The 20023-nt window shown below is 68.0% G+C and carries 15 protein-coding genes; 6 read left to right on the top strand and 9 right to left on the bottom strand.

What is annotated here, in order from left to right; translation table 11 throughout:
* Positions 1–51: 51 nt before the first annotated feature.
* From ACZYX4_RS11005 to ACZYX4_RS10990, 4 genes are all read right to left on the bottom strand, one after another.
* Entirely contained in the window at positions 52–204 is a 153-nt protein-coding gene (locus tag ACZYX4_RS11005) for a hypothetical protein (RefSeq protein ID WP_463875764.1), read from the bottom strand.
* A 30-nt stretch (positions 205–234) separates the two neighbouring features.
* Positions 235–1200 (bottom strand): M20/M25/M40 family metallo-hydrolase, encoded by a 966-nt coding sequence (locus ACZYX4_RS11000; protein ID WP_463875762.1) that lies wholly within the window; start codon positions 1198–1200, stop codon positions 235–237.
* An 84-nt stretch (positions 1201–1284) separates the two neighbouring features.
* Positions 1285–1572 (bottom strand): hypothetical protein, encoded by a 288-nt coding sequence (locus tag ACZYX4_RS10995; RefSeq protein ID WP_463875760.1) that lies wholly within the window; start codon positions 1570–1572, stop codon positions 1285–1287.
* Positions 1573–1741: 169 nt separating this feature from the next.
* Entirely contained in the window at positions 1742–3850 is a 2109-nt protein-coding gene (locus tag ACZYX4_RS10990; RefSeq protein WP_463875758.1) for a DNA gyrase/topoisomerase IV subunit B, read from the bottom strand.
* 239 nt (positions 3851–4089) lie between these two features.
* Between ACZYX4_RS10990 and ACZYX4_RS10985 the strand changes: the two genes are divergently transcribed.
* The gene (locus ACZYX4_RS10985; RefSeq protein ID WP_463875756.1) at positions 4090–4311 is read left to right on the top strand and encodes a DUF7455 domain-containing protein; all 222 of its coding nucleotides are present in this window, start codon (positions 4090–4092) and stop codon (positions 4309–4311) included.
* A 176-nt stretch (positions 4312–4487) separates the two neighbouring features.
* Here ACZYX4_RS10985 and ACZYX4_RS10980 read toward each other — a convergent pair whose 3' ends face one another.
* The 4 genes from ACZYX4_RS10980 to ACZYX4_RS10965 all read right to left on the bottom strand — a co-directional run bounded on the left by ACZYX4_RS10980 (position 4488) and on the right by ACZYX4_RS10965 (position 9834).
* Positions 4488–5807: an RNA polymerase sigma factor gene (locus ACZYX4_RS10980; RefSeq protein ID WP_463875754.1), complete on the bottom strand. Its 1320-nt coding sequence runs from the start codon at positions 5805–5807 to the stop codon at positions 4488–4490.
* A gap of 319 nt (positions 5808–6126) precedes the next feature.
* Entirely contained in the window at positions 6127–7425 is a 1299-nt protein-coding gene (locus tag ACZYX4_RS10975; protein WP_463875752.1) for a DUF4192 family protein, read from the bottom strand.
* A 103-nt stretch (positions 7426–7528) separates the two neighbouring features.
* The gene (locus tag ACZYX4_RS10970) at positions 7529–8860 is read right to left on the bottom strand and encodes an MFS transporter (RefSeq protein ID WP_463875750.1); all 1332 of its coding nucleotides are present in this window, start codon (positions 8858–8860) and stop codon (positions 7529–7531) included.
* A 35-nt stretch (positions 8861–8895) separates the two neighbouring features.
* Entirely contained in the window at positions 8896–9834 is a 939-nt protein-coding gene (locus ACZYX4_RS10965) for a proteasome assembly chaperone family protein (protein WP_463875748.1), read from the bottom strand.
* A 290-nt stretch (positions 9835–10124) separates the two neighbouring features.
* Here ACZYX4_RS10965 and ACZYX4_RS10960 point away from each other — a divergent pair, with 290 nt between their 5' ends.
* From ACZYX4_RS10960 to ACZYX4_RS10940, 5 genes are all read left to right on the top strand, one after another.
* Positions 10125–11651 (top strand): leucyl aminopeptidase, encoded by a 1527-nt coding sequence (locus ACZYX4_RS10960; RefSeq protein ID WP_463875746.1) that lies wholly within the window; start codon positions 10125–10127, stop codon positions 11649–11651.
* A gap of 255 nt (positions 11652–11906) precedes the next feature.
* Positions 11907–13292, top strand: a complete 1386-nt coding sequence (gene lpdA, locus ACZYX4_RS10955) for a dihydrolipoyl dehydrogenase (protein WP_463875744.1) — start codon at positions 11907–11909, stop codon at positions 13290–13292.
* 126 nt (positions 13293–13418) lie between these two features.
* Positions 13419–15218 (top strand): 2-oxoglutarate dehydrogenase, E2 component, dihydrolipoamide succinyltransferase, encoded by a 1800-nt coding sequence (sucB, locus tag ACZYX4_RS10950; RefSeq protein WP_463875742.1) that lies wholly within the window; start codon positions 13419–13421, stop codon positions 15216–15218.
* Positions 15219–15379: 161 nt separating this feature from the next.
* Positions 15380–15730 (top strand): hypothetical protein, encoded by a 351-nt coding sequence (locus ACZYX4_RS10945; protein ID WP_463875740.1) that lies wholly within the window; start codon positions 15380–15382, stop codon positions 15728–15730.
* 185 nt (positions 15731–15915) lie between these two features.
* Entirely contained in the window at positions 15916–16344 is a 429-nt protein-coding gene (locus ACZYX4_RS10940) for an OsmC family protein (protein ID WP_463875738.1), read from the top strand.
* Between the two features lie 107 nt (positions 16345–16451).
* Here ACZYX4_RS10940 and ACZYX4_RS10935 read toward each other — a convergent pair whose 3' ends face one another.
* Positions 16452–19970 (bottom strand): S41 family peptidase, encoded by a 3519-nt coding sequence (locus ACZYX4_RS10935; protein ID WP_463875736.1) that lies wholly within the window; start codon positions 19968–19970, stop codon positions 16452–16454.
* Positions 19971–20023: the final 53 nt, after the last annotated feature.

Genomic DNA, 20023 nt, shown 5'->3' with positions numbered 1-20023 from the left:
CCGCCCGAAGGCAGAGCGGCCCGGCACCTGTCCCGTGGCTGTGCCCCGTGGTTACTTGAGCAGCTTGTTCGCCTTGTATTCGAGGTCCACGTTGCCGGACCCGTTCCCCTTGGTGGTGCCATTGACCGCCGAGGTGGTCATGCCAAAGGTGAGCGCTGTGTGGGCGATCGCGTCCGCCATTTGCTCCAGCACGGTCTGGTTCACGTTGGCGGTGGTGTCACAGGCCGCGTGGTATCACGGGTCCAGCGGGGCACCGGCCGTGCCGCCGAAGATGGCGGCCTCTTCTGCGGTCTTCGGGTCCTCCGCGCCGGTGAACAAGCCTCCGGCCGGAATTCCGTTGTTGATGAACCCGAAGTAGTCGGACCGTCCGTCAAAGGCGGTCGGCGCGACGGGCAGGTTCTGGGACTTGAAGTAGTCCAGGAAGACCTTCTCCACCAGCGCGGAGCCGTTGGGGCCCTTCTCCCCGAAAGCCGAGCCGTCGCCGTCGTAGACGTAGCGGACGAAGTTGGGCGAGCCGACCATGTCGAAATTGAGGTTGACGGCATGTTCCTTGATCTGGCGGCTCGTCAGCTGGGAGACGTAGTGTTCGGACCCGATCAGGCCGTCCTCTTCCCCACCCCAGAACGCGAAGCGGATCCGGTTGGTCGGCGTTGTGCCCAACGCTTTGAGTTGGAGCGCGGTCTCAAGGATCGCGGCCGATCCTGAGCCGTTGTCGTTGATGCCGGGGCCTTCGGCCACGGAGTCCAGGTGCGCGCCCACCACCACGGTGCGGTCGGCGCGGCCTGCGGTATCCGCCAGGATGTTGAAGGATTCGATCGTGGTCACTCCGGCGTCGACAGCCAGGCGCATCACCACGTTGCTGAGCACGGCAAGTTCGGCGCCGGTGGCGTAGCTGGTGCTGACCACCGGGATGGCGGCCTGCGGCAGGTCAAGGGTGCCGCCGAAGAGGCCGAGGCGGTCATCCCCCGGGACGACGTTGCCCTGGTTGAAGATGATGGCCCCCGAGGCTCCGGCGGCGGCGGCGTTGTCCGCCTTGATCCGGAAGCTGCAGGTGCCGCGCTGGATCAGGGCGATGTTTCCTGGGGTGAAGCCGGTGAAGTCGCCCGCTTCGCAGCCGCTGGTCGAGGCGTGGTCGCCGGCGAGGTTGAGGTCGACGGCGGTCAGCGGGGCCGTTTCGTCGCCGGCGCCCGAGTAGGACATGTCCCGAAATCCGGTCCCATAGGTGTAGCGTGCCGGATTGGGTGGTAGGCGCTCCAGCGACGCCGAGGTGAAGTCGTAGCGGTCCTAGCTGAACGGCTGGCGGACCGGCTCATAGCCGGCCTCGTCCAAGGCCGCCTCGATGTATTCGAGCGAGGCCACGTAGCTCGGGCTGTCAGCGGCGCGGTTGCCGCCGTTGGCGTCCGCGATGGTCTGGAGGGCCTGAAGATGGGTCATGATGTTGCCTGCGGACACCGCTGAGCGCAGGGCGTCCGAACTGGTTGAGGCCGCTGCAAGGGCCGGCGGCGCGAAGCTGACCGCCAGCCCGATCGTTGCGGCGATGGCCGCGCCCTGGATATTCCGAGTTTGCCTCATAGGGGTCTCCTGGATTTATGCTGCGGAATCCGGCCCCGGGCGTCGTTGCCCGGGGCCGTGAGACGACACTATCGGATGGAGGCATGCCGGGTCAGAGGGTTTTTGGGCACTGGCGTGAATTGGCAACGGCTGGGACGATGCCGGCCACAGCGCCCGTTGAGGCCGGGCGTCAGGCGTCGATGCGCTCCCGGTCCAGGCCCGCCGCCCCGGCGATGATGAAGTCCTTACGCGGCGCGACGTCGGACCCCATCAGCAGGTCGAAGGTCTCTTCGGCCTGCTTGGCGTTTTCAATGCCGACCTTGCGCAGCGTACGGTGCCGCGGATCCATCGTCGTCTCGGCCAGCTGCTCAGCGTCCATCTCGCCCAGGCCCTTGTAGCGCTGGATCGGCTCCTTGTACCGCTTGCCTTCCTTGGCGAGCCTCGCCAGCAGGACGTGCAGTTCCGCCTCCGAGTAGGTGTAGATCATGTCATTGGCCTTCTGGCCGGCGTTCATGACCTCCACCCGGTGCAACGGGGGGACAGCCGCGAAGATCCGGCCCTGCTCGATCATCGGCCGCATGTAGCGGAAAAACAGCGTGAGAAGGAGCGTGCGGATGTGGGCGCCGTCGACGTCGGCGTCGGTCATCAGGATGACCTTGCCGTACCGGGCCGCGCTGATGTCGAAGCTCCGGCCGGAGCCGGCGCCCACCACCTGGATGAGGGCCGCGCATTCGGCGTTGGAGAGCATGTCGCCCACCGAGGCCTTCTGGACGTTCAGGATCTTGCCGCGGATGGGCAGCAGCGCCTGGAAGTCGGAGGAGCGCGCCAGCTTGGCGGTGCCCAGCGCCGAGTCGCCTTCGACGATGAACAGCTCCGAGCGCGCGACGTCATCCGTGCGGCAGTCCGCGAGCTTGGTGGGCATGGACGACGTCTCGAGGGCGTTCTTGCGGCGCTGGGTTTCCTTGTGGACGCGGGCAGAGATGCGCGACTTCATCTCGCTGACGACCTTTTCCAGCAGCAGCGCCGACTGGGCCTTGTCGTTGCGGTGGGACGAGGTCAGCTTCGCATTGATCTCCTGTTCCACCACCTTCGCGACGATGGCCCGCACGGCGGAGGTGCCCAGGATTTCCTTGGTCTGGCCCTCGAACTGCGGCTCCGCGAGCCGGACGGTGAGGACGGCGGTGAGCCCGGCGAAGATGTCGTCCTTCTCGATCTTGTCGTTGCCGGCCTTCAGCTTCCGGGCGTTGGACTCGACCGCCTTGCGGAAGGTCTTGAGCAGCGCCTGTTCGAAGCCAGTCTGGTGGGTTCCGCCCTTGGGCGTGGAGATGATGTTGACGAAGGTGCGCACCGTGCTGTCGTAGCCGATGCCCCAGCGGAGGGCGACGTCGACCTCGCAGTCCCGCTCGACCTCTGTCAGGTGGCTGTGGCCCTTGTCATCCAGGACCGGCACGGTCTCTTTGAACCTGCCGGCGCCGTGCAGACGCCAGACGTCCGTGACGGCGGGGTCGGCGGCGAGGTACTCGACGAACTCGGAGAGGCCGCCGTCGTGGTGGAACACTTCCTCGTGCGCGCCGGACTCGCCCGGGGTGCCGGGGAACTTGCGCTCGTCCCGGACGGTGAGTTTGAGGCCGGGCACCAGGAAGGAGGTCTGGCGGGCGCGGGCGGCGAGTTCGTCGTAGGAGAACTTGGCGTCCGGGGTGAAGATCTGCCGGTCCGCCCAGTAGCGGATGCGCGTGCCCGTGACGCCGCGTTTGGCCTTGCCCACGATGTCCAGGACGGAACCGTCGACGAAGGGCGAGAAGACCGACGCCGGGTCCGGTCTGGTGCCGGTGTCCTTGAAGCGGCCGGGCTCACCGCGGCGGAAGGACATCTTGTAGGTTTTGCCGCCGCGGTCCACTTCCACGTCCAGCCGGGAAGACAGGGCGTTCACGACGGACGCACCCACGCCGTGCAGCCCGCCGGAGGCCGTGTAGGAACCGCCGCCGAATTTACCGCCGGCGTGCAGCTTGGTGAAGACAACTTCGACGCCGGTGAGCCCGGTTTTGGGTTCGATGTCCACGGGGACGCCGCGGCCGTCGTCGTGGATCTCCACCGAGTTGTCCGCGTGCAGGATGATTTTGATGTCATGGCCAAAACCGGCGAGGGCCTCGTCGACGGAGTTGTCGATAATCTCCCAGAGGCAGTGCATGAGTCCGCGGGAGTCAGTGGAACCGATGTACATGCCCGGGCGCTTGCGGACGGCCTCGAGGCCTTCCAGTACGGAGAGATGCCGGGCGGTGTAATCAGAACTTGGTGCCACGGGGCGGAAACTCCTTCAGGAACGGGACCGTCGTCCTTGGACGGACGAAGCTTTTTGGCGCTCTTCCTAGGGTAGTCGGAGTGCCGAGGCACGGCGTGCTGCCACTCCTCCGGCGGTGCACGCACCGGAACCCGTTACCGAGACGTGATACGCGTACAGCGAAAGTGGGCCATCCGTGCCATGGTTTCGCCGCGAATGCTGGTTATATAGATTGTATCGATCTACCAAGGAGGCCGAACATGACAACAGCAGTTGCGGACCGCACACTTACCACCGTCGACCGGTGCGATCGTTGCGGAGCACAGGCGTATGTCCGGGTTGTTCTCGGCGCCTCCGGGGGTGAGCTTCTCTTCTGCGGCCACCACGCCCGCGCCGTGGAACCGACGCTCCGGCCGCTCAGCTCTGACTGGCACGACGAGACCGCACGTCTTCACGAGAAGCCGACGGTCCCGGTCGACTAGAGTCCTGGGCCAGCAGACCACTTGAGAAAGAGCCCCTCCGGATCCGGAGGGGCTCTTTCCGCGTTAACGACCGACGCGTGGCTGGCTTAACGAACAACGCGGGGTCACTTCCGGCCCAATCCTCCGGGGAGGATGGGCGCGAAGTGACCCCGCGTTGTCGTTGTCTGGGTGCGTGCTTAGTCCAGGTAGTCCCGGAGGACCTGGGACCGCGACGGGTGCCGCAGCTTGGACATGGTCTTGGATTCGATCTGGCGGATCCGCTCACGCGTGACTCCGTAGACCTTGCCGATTTCGTCTAAAGTCTTCGGCTGTCCGTCGGTCAGGCCAAAGCGCATCGCGACCACGCCTGCTTCGCGTTCGGAGAGGGTGTCCAGCACCGAGTGCAGCTGTTCCTGCAGCAGGGTGAAGCTCACCGCGTCGGCCGGGACCACTGCCTCGGAGTCCTCAATGAGGTCACCGAATTCAGAGTCGCCGTCCTCGCCCAGCGGGGTGTGCAGCGAGATTGGCTCGCGGCCGTACTTCTGGACTTCGACGACCTTTTCCGGCGTCATGTCCAGCTCGAGGGCCAGCTCTTCAGGAGTGGGTTCGCGGCCGAGGTCCTGCAGCATCTGGCGCTGCACGCGGGCCAGCTTGTTGATGACTTCCACCATGTGCACCGGGATGCGGATGGTGCGGGCCTGGTCGGCCATGGCGCGGGTGATGGCCTGGCGGATCCACCAGGTGGCGTAGGTGGAGAACTTGAAGCCCTTGGTGTAGTCGAACTTCTCGACCGCACGGATCAGGCCCAGGTTGCCTTCCTGGATCAGGTCCAGGAACAGCATGCCGCGGCCGGTGTAGCGCTTGGCCAGCGAGACCACGAGGCGGAGGTTGGCCTCCAGCAGGTGGTTCTTGGCACGCTTGCCGTCGTGGATGACGAATTCGAGCTCACGCTTGAGCTTCGGATCCATGGTTCCGTCGTCGGCGTTGATCTTTTCCTCGGCAAAGAGGCCGGCCTCGATCCGCAGGGCGAGGTCGACTTCCTGCTCGGCGTTCAGCAGGGCGACCTTGCCGATCTGCTTCAGGTAGTCCTTGACCGGGTCGGCAGTGGCGCCGGCGGACATGACCTGCTGCACGGGGGCGTCGTCGTCGTCGGCGTCGGAGTAGACGAAGCCGGTGCCAGTGGCGGCTGCGGCGGCCTTTGCGGGGTTTTCGTCCCCGTCCTCCGCGACGGCGTCGTCGAGGTCAACCTCGGCTTCCTCATCGGTGTCATCGTCACCGTTGGCGGCTTTGCCGGCGGCTTGCGCCGCGGCCTTAGCGCCGGGCTTGGGCCCGCGCTTCTTGGGTTCAGGCCTGGCGACTGCCGATGCGGTGGTGTCACCTTCGGCCAAGGCTGCGTCTTTGAGAGCCTTGTTGGCTGCACGCGTGGCGGCGCGCTTGGCGCTCGTCGCCGCCTTCTTCTCCTCGGGAGACAATACTGCCTGGTCGGCGGGTTCCTTCTTCGCGGAAGACGGGGTCACAGAAAACCTTTCTAGCGGCGGTCTGTGGAATCACCATACGGGCAACACCACTATGACCCTGTCAAGTCCGTGTTTTACATCAGGTGCAATCACGACCAGCAGAGCCACTAAGTAGAACTCCTGGGGTGACCGTAATGTTCCCTGTTTCCACGGTCCATTACAAGCACTTAATACACGGACCCAACGGGGTCTCGGCAACTATTGTCTCACGGTTTTCTCAATCGGGACCGACGCGGGGCACGGGCCCGCGATCCGGCCGGAGCGCCGCGGCCCGTCTGGCCTGAGCGGCGGCGCCCCCCGGGCCGGCGTTGGTTTGGTGTCAGGCAACGTCCGGCTCGAACCGCTGCCAGGCCGCCTCCCTCCTGGCCGCCCAGCCGCAGAGCGTCCCGCGGCGGACCAGTTCCGCCAGCAGTTCCGCCAGCCGGTAGCCCGGTAGTTCCTGGTCCGCGCGGCGGAAGAGTGCGTCGGCGAAGGATCCTTTGCCGCGGCACCACTCAATCCAGCCCCGCCCGGTCAGCGCGGCAGCTCCCGCCTCACCGCCGGTGGCGCCCAGCTGCTGCAGCACCCGGTCCAGGCGTGCCATCAGGGCCCAGTCCGGCAGCGGGGGCGCCAGTCCCAGCAAGACCTCACCGTACCCGGGAACCTCCCGCGGTTCATGACCGGGACCACGGCCGCCGCGCCCACGCCCGCCGTCCTCTCCCCTCGGGTCCCGGCCGCGGGACGGGAAGCCTTCCAGCGGCGGCAGTGGGACAGGTGGCATCGAGGACAGTCCGGAGGCAGGAAGGGATCGGGCCCGTCCGGGCTCCGGTGTCCCGCCGTCGAACACACCGAAGTCCTCGGCTCCGCGCTCAGCGGCCTCCTGCCCGGCGGCCGCCATCACCAGCACCGCGTCGCGCCAGGGCGGGACGCACAGGGACGCGCGCAGGTAGCCGCTGAGAGCCGTCGACAGGACCGGCGCGTGGTCCTGCAGCACCCGCGCCCATACGTCCAGGACCTGGCCGAACTGGATCCTGTCCCGCTTGTGAGAGGAGAACTGTTGCGCCCACTCCTGCTGGGCCTGCACCAGGGCGGGGTCTGGCTCACCGGGCGGCGGCGTGAGCAGGGCAGCGCCGGGAGCCGCTCCCACGGTGCTGCCGCGGTAGACCATCTCGGCATTGAGCCTGCTGTTCCTGATCTCCTCCACGGGTCGCCCGGGCGGTGCACAGCACGAAGGATCCAGGCAGTAGGCGTTGCGCCAGTAGTCGGCACCGACGAGCCAGGCGTCCCGCACGGGCATGCCGGCGCCGGCCAGCGCGTCCTCCAGCGCCGCCAGGAGTTCCGCCCACGGGGTGCCGTCCCCGTCGGTTTCGGTGAAGAGGGCCAGCAGCGAGCCGTCCGCCTCGGTGTCGGCCTGCAGGTAGGATGCCACGGAACGGGCATAGCCCGCGGGCCCGGGAGAACCGGACCAGTCGGGGCGGCCGCCGTCGCCGGGGAGGTCCACCCGCAGCGTGGCTCCGAGCCGTTTGCCCTGCATGGTCATGGCCACGAGGCTGCGGGCCGGCCAGTACCCCAGGGAATGCGGGATGAACCCGAGGATGTCCTCCGGGCCGGTGATTCTCAGGTGATCGGGAGCTGTCATGAAGCCAGCTTTGCGGCCCGGACAGGTCCGCGTCAGGGCCGGCGTGTCCTATGTGGACAACCCGGGGCGGACCACGGCGGGAAACCGGGCCGGGTCCCCGCGGTCAGGGCGTCCGGCGCCGCTCTGCACGGCGCCGGCGCTGTCCGGCGAGGGCCGCCAGCAGCGGCGGCACGGGGACGCCCCGGGCCGCCATCTGCTTCCGCACCTTCCGGCGGATGACAACGATGGCTCCGGCCCCTCCGGCCAGCAGCAGGAACTGCACGCTCAGGGCGATCCGGAACGGATCGAGCCCGTACAGCCCGCCCTGCGAGAAGCCGGTGGCGTGCAGCACGTCAAGGACCAGGCCGATCAGGTAGGTGGCGATGAGGGAGGCGATAAATCCGCCCACGTTCACAATCCCGGTCGCGGTGCCGACCCGGTGGGCCGGGTTGAAGGTGCGGGCAAAGTCGAAGCCGATCATGGAACCGGGGCCGCCGATGGCAAGCACGACCACCAGTCCGGCCAGCAGCCACAGGGGGGAGCGCCCCGGAATGAGCAGTACCGCCGCCCACGCCGCGGCGGTGGCGGCGGAAATCAGCAGCACCATGGTGGACCGACGCAGCGGGTGCCGCGCAACGAAACCGCCCATCAGCGGTCCGGTGGCAATGGCTGCGGCCACGTAAAGCGTCATCAGCGCCGAAACGGCCGGCGCTTCGAGGCCCTGCGCGGAGATCAGGAAGGGGTAGCCCCAGGTCATCGCGAAGACAGTGCCGCTGAACTGGACGGTGAAGTGGCTCCAGAGCCCCAGCCGTGTGCCGGGCTGCCGCCAGGCGTGGGAGATGGAGATCCCGGTGGCGCGCAGCCCCTGGGACGGTTCCGGTGCCGGGTGCCCGGGCGGCAGATCCTGGAGCAGGACCAGGACGAGCACCACGGCGAGGACGGACATGGCCGTAAGTGTCAGGAACGCGGGGGTCCAGCCGGCGAGGTGCAGGATCAGGGCGAACGGCACCACGGAAAAGAGCTGGCCGAGCTGGCCGGACATTCCGGTCAGCTGGGTGAGCAGCGGAACGCGGGCGGGGGCGAACCAGACCGGTATCAGCCGGATCACGGCGATGAACGTCATCGCGTCTCCTGCACCCACCAGGACCCGGCCCAGCACGCCCCCGGGGATGTTTTCGGCAAAGGCCAGCTGGAGTTGCCCCAGACCCATCAGGACGGCGCCGCCGGCGATCATGGCCCGGGAGCCGAAGCGGTCCACGAGGATGCCGACCGGAATCTGCAGGGCCGCATAGACGAGGAGCTGGAGCACGGTGAAGAAGGAGATTTCGGCCGCGCTGGCCTGGAAGCGTTCCGTGGCCTCCAGCCCCACCACACCGAACGAGGTGCGCTGGCTGACCGCCACGAGGTACGCGAAGACCCCGACGATCCAGGTCAGCCAGGCGCGGGGTGCAGTCACTCCCCCATTATGCCCAGCGGATGGAGAAATAGTATTTATTCGCCGGGTTCTTTGCGGGCCAGGTAGGCCTCGACGGCGGCCCCGAGGTCATCGGCGTTGGGCAGCTGGTCGTTCTCGTCGGCGAGCAGGGACCGGCGCACGGTTCCTTCGGCGTTCTCGTCGTAACGGGTTTCGAGCCGCGAGACCACCTGCTGCACCTCCTCGGAAGCGTCGATCTGCTCGGCGATCTGGCGCCCGACGTCCCGGCCCGCTTCGCGGAGCCGGTCGGCGGGCAGCATGAGCGAGGTAGCCGCCCCAAGGTGTTCGAGTCCGGCGACGGCCGCCGTCGGGTACTCGGCTTCGGCAAGGTAGTGCGGCACGTGCATCACGTAGCCGGCGACGTTGCGTCCGGCCTCCGTGAGCCGCAGTTCCAGGATGTGGCCGACGGCGGCAGGCACCTCGACGGTGGGCTTCCACACCGAGATGCCCTCGATGAGGTCCGGGCGGTTGCCGTGCACCGTCACTCCGACGGGCCGGGTGTGCGGGACCGGCATGGGGATGGAATGGATCCAGGTGACGAGATTGACGTCCAGTTCCTTGACGATGCCCACGACGGCGCGCGCGAACCGCTCCCATTGCAGGTCCGGTTCGAACCCGGCCAGGAGCAGGAACGGGCTGCCGAGCCCGTCGACCAGGCGGTAGAGCGCCAGGCGCGGCGCCTGGTAGTCCTGCAGGTGGTCCTCGACGAAGCTGATCTGCGGCCGGCGGGTCCGGTAGTCGATCAGCTGGTCGGCGTCGAATTCGGCCACCATACCGGACTCCAGGGTGTCCAGCAGTTCGGCGGTGATCTGCCTGACGACGTGTCCTGCGTCGGCGAACCCGGTGAAGCCCATAACGAGGTTCAACCCCTGCAGTTCGGGGCTGTGGAACAGCGCGTCATCACGCAGGTAAAGCGATTCGGGGTCCAGCAGGGAGCCGGAAATCCGTTCAAGCACGGCATGTTCCTTTCGTCGTAGTCAGTCGGGGTCGGCCGGACGGGCACTGCGGAGCGGCGCTGATACGGGGTACAACACGGCGGGGCGCCGGCGCATTCCAGATCGCGGTGTGCTCCAGCTCTCATTCAATTGAACACCCGTGCCGCGGAGAGACTACGATCGGAGCTGGCCTTATGACGGCTTGAAGACACGTGGGTTGCGTCTCAATCCGGCAGCGGCCCAGGTTCCAGGGCAGGGCGCCGAACATGCAGTGCCTGCCAAAAAAACTCAGAGAATTGAGGACTGTCCTCGTGGTGAAGAATACTGAAGTCAAACTGAGTGCTGTCGCAGGGGACCTTAAGAAGTCCCCGTCCGACGCCCTTGTCATCGGCGTCGGGCAGGGCACGGACGGCCCTGTCCTGCTCAGCAACCCCCTGACGGCCAAGGCCGCCGAAGCCCTGGCTGAATCACTGAGTGTTCTTGGCATCACCGGGGCAGCCGACCAGGCCCACCGGCTCCCGGGCCTGAGCGAAACCGGCGCGAAAGTCCTTGTGCTCGCCGGTGTCGGGAAGATTTCCGCCTCGCAGCCGCTCACCGAAGAGGCGCTTCGCCGCGCCGCCGGCTCGGCGGTCCGCCAGTTGGCCGGCGCCGGCACGGTCGCCCTGGCCCTGCCGGCGGCGTCGCTCGGCGATGTTGCCGCCGTCGCCGAGGGCGCCGCGATGGGCGCCTACTCCTTCACCGAATACCGCTCCTCCACGGAGGGCCTGAAGGATCCGGTAAAGAACGTTGTGATTGTCACGGACTTTGCCGCCGACAAGGCCCTGAAGCCGGTTCTGGAGCGTGCCGCGCTGATCGGCAAGGCCGTCAACGCGACCCGCTCACTGGTCAACCAGCCGCCGAGCCACCTCTACCCGGAATCCTTCGCGGACGCCGCCAGGGAACTGTCCAAGGGACTGCCTGTCAAGGTCACCGTATGGGACGAGAAGCGTCTGGAAAAGGAAGGCTTCGGCGGCATCCTCGGCGTCGGCAAGGGTTCCACCCGGCAGCCGCGCCTGGTCAAGGTCGAATACTCCCCCGCCCGGGCCACCGCCAAGATCGCCCTCGTGGGCAAGGGCATCACGTTCGACACCGGCGGCATCTCGATCAAGCCGGCCCTCGGCATGGGCGACATGAAGTCCGACATGGCGGGCGCCGCCGTCGTCCTTAACAGCGTGCTGGCCATCGCCGGCCTCGGCCTGCCCGTCAAGGCGACCGCCTGGCTCTGCATCGCCGAGAACATGCCCTCCGGCGCCGCCCAGCGCCCGGCCGACGTGCTCACCATGTTCGGCGGCAAGACCGTCGAGGTCCTCAACACCGATGCCGAGGGCCGGCTGGTCATGGCGGACGGCATCGTCGCCGCCAGCCAGGAGTTCCCGGACGCCATCATCGACGTCGCCACCCTCACCGGCGCGCAGCTGATCGCCCTCGGCGGCCGCACCGCCGGTGTGATGGGCGCCGACTCCGTCACCGGCCCGCTCAAGGCCGCCGCCGACCGCGCCGGCGAGCTTCTCTGGCCGATGCCGCTGCCCGAAGAGCTGCGCCCCAGCCTCGACTCGCAGGTCGCGGACATCGCCAACATTGGCGAACGCCACGGCGGCATGATGACGGCGGCCGTTTTCCTGCGCGAATTCGTGGGCAAGGGCAAGGACGGCGAGCCGATCCCGTGGGCCCACATCGACATCGCCGGTCCGTCGTTCAACAACGGCAGCCCCTACGGCTACAACCACAAGCAGGGCACGGGCTGCACCGTGCGCACCCTGGTGGCCTACGTCGAGGACATCCTGGCTAAAACCGCCTAGGCGCAATCCGCCCAACCGTCCGCGCCGCCTGGTGGCCGGGGCCACTCTGCCCCGGCCACCAGGGCCGCGTGAGACTGGACACAAGAGCTCCACAAACGCTATGGCAGGGTGGAGCATGGATAAGTGGTTCGCTAAGGTGAACACCGGTAGTCATAAATGAAAGGGAACTTACCTGCTGGCATAATCACGGCAGGGAAGTTCCAAGACCAGATGATGCGCACTCTCGTGTCATCGTTCACGCGAGGGAGCGTTTTAGTGGCCGATCAGGCAACTGCGCAAGAATTCGACATCCTGGTACTCGGCGGTGGCAGCGGCGGCTACGCAACTGCCCTGCGTGCCGTTCAGCTCGGCCTCACCGTCGGCCTGGTCGAAAAGGGCAAGCTCGGCGGCACCTGCCTGCACACCGGCTGTATCCCCACCAAGGCCCTGCTGCACTCCGCGGAACTGGCCGACCACGCCCGTGACTCGGCAAAGTACGGCGTCAACGTCACCCTTGACAGCATCGACATTACCGCTGTCAACGCCTACAAAGACGGCATTATCGCCGGCAAGTACAAGGGCCTGCAGGGTCTCATTAAGGCCAAAAAGGCCATCACCGTCATCGAGGGCGAAGGCAAGCTCCAGGGCACCGACACCGTCGTCGTGAACGGGACCGCGTACAAGGGCAAGAACATTGTCCTCGCCACCGGCTCCTACTCGCGCACGCTCCCGGGCCTGGAAATCGGCGGCAAGGTCATCACCTCCGAGGAAGCCCTCACCCTGGATTACATCCCCAGGAGCGCGATCATCCTGGGCGGCGGCGTGATCGGCGTCGAGTTCGCCTCCGTCTGGAAGTCCTTCGGCGTCGACGTCACCGTCATCGAGGGCCTGCCCTCGCTGGTCCCGAACGAGGACGCGACGATCGTCAAGGCCTTTGAGCGCGCCTTCAAGAAGCGCGGCATCAACTTCTCCACCGGCACCTTCTTCCAGGGCGTCGAGCAGAACGCCGACGGCGTGAAGGTCACCCTCGTGGACGGCAAGACCTTCGAGGCCGACCTCATGCTCGTCGCAGTCGGCCGGGGCGCCGTCACAGCCAACCTCGGCTACGAGGAAGCCGGCGTGAGCATTGACCGCGGCTTCGTCATCACCAACGAACGCCTGCACACCGGTGTCGGCAACGTCTACGCCGTGGGCGACATTGTCCCGGGCATCCAGCTGGCCCACCGCGGCTACCAGCACGGCATTTTCGTCGCCGAGGAAATCGCCGGCCTGAAGCCGGTTGTCGTCGATGACATCAACATCCCCAAGGTCACCTACTCCGAGCCGGAAATCGCGACGGTGGGGTACACGGAAAAGGCCGCCAAGGCCAAGTTCGGTGACGATCAGGTCCAGACCCAGGAATACAACCTCGCCGGCAACGGCAAGAGCTCCATTCTGGGCACCAGCGGCCTGGTCAAGCTGGTCCGCCAGAAGGACGGCCCCGTCGTCGGCGTCCACATGATCGGATCCCGCATGGGCGAGCAGGTCGGCGAGGCCCAGCTGATCGTGAACTGGGAAGCGTACCCGGAGGACGTGGCGCAGCTGCTCCACGCGCACCCGACCCAGAACGAGTCCCTGGGCGAGGCCCACCTGGCCCTGGCCGGCAAGGCCCTGCACGGCTAGCAGTTCCGCCCGCACCACCGCAAGAACTCAGGGCTTGGTGCATCCGGCCCGAAATGCCGGGTGCACTAAGCTCGACCAAGGCAGCAATCATCCGCACTAAAGATCAATAAGGAGAACGGGGACGACATGTCTGAATCCGTTAACTTGCCCGCCCTCGGTGAGAGTGTCACCGAAGGAACCGTCACCCGCTGGCTCAAGCAGGTAGGTGACCGGGTAGAGGTGGACGAGCCGCTGCTCGAGGTTTCCACCGACAAAGTAGACACCGAGATCCCCTCTCCGATCGCTGGCGTGATCGAGGAAATCCTCGTCGCCGAGGACGAGACCGCTGAAGTCGGCGCACCGCTGGTGCGCATCGGCGACGGCTCCGGTTCCGCCGGCTCGGGCGAGGCCCCCGCCGCCGAGGAAGCCCCGGCCGCTGAAGCCGAAGCTCCCGCCGCAGAGTCCGCAGCCGTTGCGCCGGCCCCCGAAGCTGAATCATCGGCCGCCGAGGCACCTGCCGCTGAAGCACCCGCCGCCGAGGCCGCTGCGCCCGCCGGCGAAAGCCACGAAGTCACGCTCCCCGCCCTGGGCGAGAGCGTCACCGAAGGCACCGTCACCCGCTGGCTCAAGAGCATCGGCGACACCGTCGAGGTCGACGAGCCGCTGCTTGAGGTGTCCACCGACAAGGTCGATACCGAGATCCCGTCACCGGTCGCCGGCACCCTGCAGGAAATCCGTGTCGCCGAGGACGAAACGGCCGAGGTCGGATCTGTCCTCGCCGTGATTGGTTCCGGCGCGGCGGCCCCCGCGGCGGCTCCCGCCAAGGAAGCCCCGAAGGAAACGGCAGCAGCTCCGAAGCACGACGCTGCTCCGGCTGAGGCACCCAAGCAGGAGGCACCCAAGCAGGAGGCACCCAAGCAGGAGGCCCCCGCAGCGGCGAAGGAAGCCGCCCCGTCTGCGTCCGCTGCTGCTGCCCCGGCCGCCGCGCCCGCGGAGTCCGCGGAGTCCGGCTACGTCACCCCGCTCGTCCGCAAGCTGGCCAACCAGCATGGCGTGGACATCTCCACGCTGGCCGGCACGGGCGTCGGCGGCCGCATCCGCAAGCAGGACGTGCTGGCGGCGGCAGAGGCCAAGGCCGCTCCGGCGCCCGCCGCGGCTGCCCCGGCTCCGTCCGCTGCACCGGCCGCTGCACCGGCCGCACGTCCCTCCGCTGACCAGTCCTCGCTGCGCGGCACCGTGCAGAAGGCCCCGCGGATCCGCCAGGTCATTGCACGCCGGATGCGCGAGTCGCTGGACATCTCCGCCCAGCTGACCCAGGTGCACGAGGTCGACATGACCAAGGTCGCCAAGCTGCGCGCCAAGGCCAAGGACTCCTTCCAGGCACAGAACGGCTCCAAGCTGACCTTCCTGCCCTTCATCGCCAAGGCCGTGGCCGAGGCCCTCAAGCAGCACCCGAAGGTCAACGCCTCCTACGACGAGGACAAGCAGGAGATCACCTACCACAACGCCGAGCACCTGGCGATTGCGGTGGACACGGACAAGGGCCTGCTGGTTCCGGTCATTGCCGACGCCGGCAACCTCAACCTGGCCGGCCTGGCCGGCAGGATCGCCGACGTCGCGGACCGCACCCGCAAGGGCAAGATCGGCCCGGACGAGCTCTCCGGCGGAACCTTCAGCATCACCAACATCGGTTCCGTGGGTGCCCTGTTCGACACGCCGGTCATCAACCAGCCGCAGGTTGCCATCCTCGGCACCGGGGCGATCGTCAAGCGGGCCGTCGTGGTCCCGGACGAGAACGGCGATGACTCGCTGGCCATCCGCTCGATGATGTACCTCTCCATGACGTACGACCACCGGCTGGTCGACGGCGCGGACGCAGGACGCTTCCTGCAGACGCTGAAGGCACGCCTTGAGGAAGGCGCCTTCGAAGCCGACCTGGGGCTCTAGCCGCCAACGGCACAGAACACCGACGGCGACGGCGGTGCGGACACCGGTGGGAAACCACCGGAACCCGCACCGCCGTCGCCGTTTCGTTGGTTAGTGGGGCTCGTCCCCGGACCGGGCGGGTCTTACTACGGCACGTAGAATCTTCTGGCTAGACTGGGGCCATGCAAATTGTCTATAACATCGTGGTCTTCCTGCACATCGTCGGCGCCGCCATGATCGTGGGCATCTGGATCGGCCAGATGAAACAGCCCACCGTGCACCCCCGCCAGTTCGACGGTGCGATGCTCCAGCTCCTCACCGGCGTCGCCCTGATGGGGCTGATCCCGGCCCTTGACATCGATGCCGACTACGCCAAGCTCGGCGTCAAGCTTGCCGTGGCGTTAGCCGTGGGCGTCCTGGCCTTCATCGGCCGCCGCAAGTACAAGAAGGGCGAGGACGTCGGCGCGGGCCTCGCACACGCTGTCGGCGGGCTGGCCCTCCTCAACGTGGCCGTCGCCACCCTCTGGAAGTAGCCCTCCCTTAAGCGACGACGGCGACGCACCCCGCACGGGGTGCGTCGCCGTTCCCGTTCGGGCCCTGGTCACAATCCTCCGAGAGCGGACACCGGTGCGCCGGGGGCGCCGGATCCCTAGGATGGGACACGGCATGATCCGGCTTCGCCGGGTCTGCGGGATTTCAACAAACTTGAGGAGTGGACATGGCAGCTACACGCACCGCACACACTGTATGGAATGGCGACCTGATGACGGGCGCAGGCAACACAACGCTGGACAGCTCCGGCCTGGGCAACTTCGATGTCACCTGGAAGGCGCGGGCCGAGGCCTCCGAGGGCAAGACCAGCCCCGAAGAGCTCATCGCCGCAGCACACTCGGCCTGTTTCTCCATGGCTTTCAGCCTCGCCGTCGCCCAGGCCGGCCACACACCCGAGGAAGTCAACACCAAGGCCGATGTCACCTTCGTGCCCGGTACCGGCATCACGGACAGCCACCTGACAGTCAGCGCGCGGATCCCCGGGATCACGGAGGACGAATTCCAGCGGATCGCCGAGGAAGCCAAGGTGGGCTGCCCCGTCTCGGCCGCCCTGGCCGGCATCAAGATCACCCTGGACGCCACCCTGGCCTCCTAGCATCTGACGCGCCCACGGCGAAGGCCCCCGTTCCCTGAGCAAGGGAACGGGGGCCTTCGCCGTGGGCGGCCGCGCCGGGCGCTGCGGCCCAGGCCGGGCGCTGCGGCCTAGGTGGCCGGCTGGCGGGCCGGCAACGGGGCGGGCCGGACCTGGCGGTAGCCCTCGCGCAGGGGCGGCCGGTCGGTGGGCAGCTCCTGGATCATTTCCTTGAGGGCGCCGATGCCGTATTCCAGCTGCGGGTCGGTGCCGGCGGCGTACGCGTGCGGCGGGAAGGCCACTTCGATGTCCGGGGCGACGCCGAAGTTCTCGACCCCCCAGCCCACGCCGCCGGAGAACCAGGTGGCGTAGCGCGGCTGGGTCACGCCGGTCCCGTCGGCCAGGGCAAAGCGGTTGTCGATGCCAACGACGCCGCCCCACGTCCGGGTGCCGATGACCGGCCCGATCCCCCGCAGCTTGGAGACCTGGGTGATGATGTCCCCGTCGGATCCGGCGAATTCGTCGGTCAGGATGATGACGGGTCCGCGCGGCGCGTGGTGCGGGTATGTCCGCGGACGCTCCCCGCGCGGCATGCTCCAGCCGGTGACCTTGCGGCCGATGAGCTCCGCAACGAGCTGGGAGGTGTGTCCTCCCCGGTTGCGGCGGACGTCAACGATCAGACCGTCAAGGGCCGTTTCGGTGTCGAGGTCGCGGTGCAGCTGGGCCCAGCCGTTGGCCATCATGTCCGGGATGTGCAGGTAGCCGAAGGTTCCCGTCGAGGCCTGCCGGACAGTCCGGCGGTTCGCGGCCACCCATTCCTGGTACCGCAGCCGCTCCTCGTCCTTGACCGGGACCACGGCCACACGCCGCTGCTTCCCGGCCTGGCTTCCGTGCCCGGCACCGTTGCGCAGCGTGAGCTCGACGGCGCGTCCGGCGGCGCCGACCAGCTGCATGGCGGGCGTGCGCGCTTCGGTCAGCTCGACGCCGTCGATTGCCAGCAGCACGTCACCGGCCTTTGCGTCAGCGCCCGGACGGGTCAGCGGTGAGGTGGCGAGCGGGTCGGAGGACTCCCCCGCGAGGATCCGGGTGATCTCCCAGCCCCCGCCGGTGAAGACAAGATCCGCGCCGAGGCGGCCCTGGCCGTTGCTGCCGTTCTCGGTGACAGCAGCGGGACGGACGTAGGCGTGGGAGGTGCCCAGTTCGCCGTGGAGCTCCCACAGCAGGTCCACCAGGTCATCGTGCGAGCCGAGCCGGTCCACGATCGGACGGTAGCGTGCGTGCACCGAGTCCCAGTCCTGCCCGGCCATGTCCTCCGTCCAGAAGAAGTCGCGCTGGAGCCGCCAGGCCTCGTCGAAGGCCTGTCCCCAGACGCTGAGCGGATCGAGCTGCACGCGGATGCGGCTGAGGTCGACCTTGACCAGCTGCCCGGACTCCTCGTCCGCCTTGGCGCTGGCAGGCGAGACCCGGATCTGCCTGTCCTGCAGGACCACGACCTTCTCGCCGTCGCCGGAGAGCCGGTAGCTGTCCAGGGCGTCCACGATGGTCGTGGACTTGCGCCGGGCCAGGTCGAAACGGACCAGGCAGGGCGCCGCGTTCTTGTCCTCGAGGCTGGCACGGCCCTCGCCGGTGACGCCGAAAAGCTCGTGGTCGAGCCACAGCAGGGCCCCGTCGGTCGCGGTCAGGTCCGAGTAGTTGCCCTGCGGGACCGGCACGCTGATGACGCGGTGGGCCAGCCCTTCGGCGTCGACCCGGACCGAGGGCACCTGGTCCTGGCCGGCACCCTCGGCGGCGTCGCCGGTGCCTGCGCTGTCCTGCAGGTCAACGCTGGGGTCCTGCCGGTCAACGCTGGGGCCAAAGGGCGAGGGGGTGTCCGCGGCGAGAGCCACGAGGTAGGGCTTGATCGGGCTCGGGAAGGACAGGTCGAAGGAGTGACCGTCGTAGACCGGGTCGAAGCTGCGGTTGGAGAGGAACGCCAGGTACTTCCCGTCAGGAGTGAACGACGGCGATTCGTCGCGGAAGCGCCCGTCGGTGACGTCCATGATGGTGCGCAACCCGTCCGCTGCGGTGCCGGTGGCATCCACGCCGGTGATGCGCAGGCGGCTGCGGGAGCCGAAGGACGTGACCGGCTCGGACCAGCCCAGCCAGGCCGAGTCCGGGGACCAGCTGAAGCCTTCGATGCTGCCCTCGCCGATGCTGCTCACAAGGGACAGGGCACCGGTCCGGGTGTCGGCCAGGTAGATGTCGCCGAAGGCGGTGCCGACGGCGAGCCAGTTGCCGTCCGGGCTCGCCTCGATGGCGCTGGCCCTGGTCGGCTTGGGAAAATCGATCCTGGTCAGGCGGCCGGAGGGTTCCTGCTGTGCCGGGACATCGCCGTCCGCAGGCCCGGCGGTGTCGGCAGCGTCGCCGGCAGCGGTGGCCGGGATGGCCGGGCCCGCGGCCACCGCGCCCGGCCGGGTGAGGGCTGCCGCCGGGACCGGGCTGGGCAGGGCTGTGCCGGCGTCGGAATCCCCGCCCGGACGGGCTGCCCTCTGCTGCGCCGCATCCAGGGACCAGGTCTCCAGGGGTGCCGCGATCGCCTTCAGGTACAGGGCCTCGACGCCGTTATGATCGGCCACGTAGGCGATCCGGCCCGCGCCGAACGGGCGCGGCAGGCGGGCCCGGACGCCGGGGGTGGCTTCCAGAACGCGCGAGGGCCCGTCCTTGTGCCGCAGCCAGTGCAGGGTGCCGTGGGCCTCCACTGCGCTGGAGCCGCCGGTGCGGTCCGGAACCACATCGCCGAGGTGCCGCGAGGGCTTCAGCGGAACGCTGCGGCGGGCCTGGGACGCGGATCCCAGGGAAATGTCGAGTTTGACGGCCTCCGAGCCGAGGTCCGGCAGCAGCCACAGCTCACCGGCTGATTCGAAAATGACACGCTGGCCGTCGGTGGCGGCGTGCCGGACGTAGAAGTCCTCGTGGTCCGTGTGGCGGCGCAGTCCGGAGCCGTTGGGCTGCACGGAGTAGAGGTTGCCGTAGCCCTCGTGGTCGGAGAGGAAGACGATCCGGCCGTCCACCCACATCGGATCGGTCAGGTTGCCGTCCAGTTCGGCGGCGAGGCGTTCGAATTCGCCGTTTCCGTCGGCGTCGATCCAGAGCTTGCCGGCAGCGCCGCCCCGGTAGCGCTTCCACCACGCCGGTTCCCGGGAGAGCACACTGGCGAGGACCACGGGGCGTTCGTCTCCGACCACCGGTCCGAAGGCAACGGACTCCACCGGGCCCAGCGGGAGTTCGGCCGCCCAGCCGCCGGTGACGGGCAGGCTGTAGGCGTGCGTGTGGCGGCTGTCGGCCTGGCGGAAGGCGCTCGTGACCAGGACGTCGCCGCCGGGGGTGAAGCCCTTGACTTTGGTAGTGGCGTGGCCGAAGTAGCTCAACTGCCGGTAGCCGCCGCCGTCGACGTCCGCGGTGACAACTTCAGGGGCCGTACCCTGAACAACCGTCCACACCAGGCGCTTGCCGTCCGGGGTGAAGCGGGGGTTGCGGGCGGGCAGCTGCAGCGAGGAAACCCGCCAGGCGCGGCCTCCGGCAAGTGGCGCGATCCAGACGTCGTCCTCGGCCACGAAAGTGACCAGCTCGCCGTGCAGATGCGGGAAACGGAAGTAACTCGAAGAGGCCATCGTTAGATCATAGTCACGACGGGCCGTCCGCCCGGGAGGTATCCCAGCCGTGC

Source organism: Pseudarthrobacter leeuwenhoeki (assembly GCF_055412885.1).
The sequence above is the reverse complement of the archived record's forward strand: the minus strand, read 5'-3'. Positions and strand labels throughout refer to the sequence as shown.

Coding starts and splice junctions, on each gene's coding strand:
- ACZYX4_RS10940 (WP_463875738.1), top strand. CDS start 15,916: ATGGCAGCTACACGCACCGCACACACTGTATGGAATGGCGACCTGATG.
- ACZYX4_RS10975 (WP_463875752.1), bottom strand. CDS start 7,425: ATGACAGCTCCCGATCACCTGAGAATCACCGGCCCGGAGGACATCCTC.
- ACZYX4_RS10935 (WP_463875736.1), bottom strand. CDS start 19,970: ATGGCCTCTTCGAGTTACTTCCGTTTCCCGCATCTGCACGGCGAGCTG.
- ACZYX4_RS10945 (WP_463875740.1), top strand. CDS start 15,380: ATGCAAATTGTCTATAACATCGTGGTCTTCCTGCACATCGTCGGCGCC.
- ACZYX4_RS10985 (WP_463875756.1), top strand. CDS start 4,090: ATGACAACAGCAGTTGCGGACCGCACACTTACCACCGTCGACCGGTGC.
- ACZYX4_RS11000 (WP_463875762.1), bottom strand. CDS start 1,200: ATGTCCTACTCGGGCGCCGGCGACGAAACGGCCCCGCTGACCGCCGTC.
- ACZYX4_RS10995 (WP_463875760.1), bottom strand. CDS start 1,572: ATGAGGCAAACTCGGAATATCCAGGGCGCGGCCATCGCCGCAACGATC.
- sucB (WP_463875742.1), top strand. CDS start 13,419: ATGTCTGAATCCGTTAACTTGCCCGCCCTCGGTGAGAGTGTCACCGAA.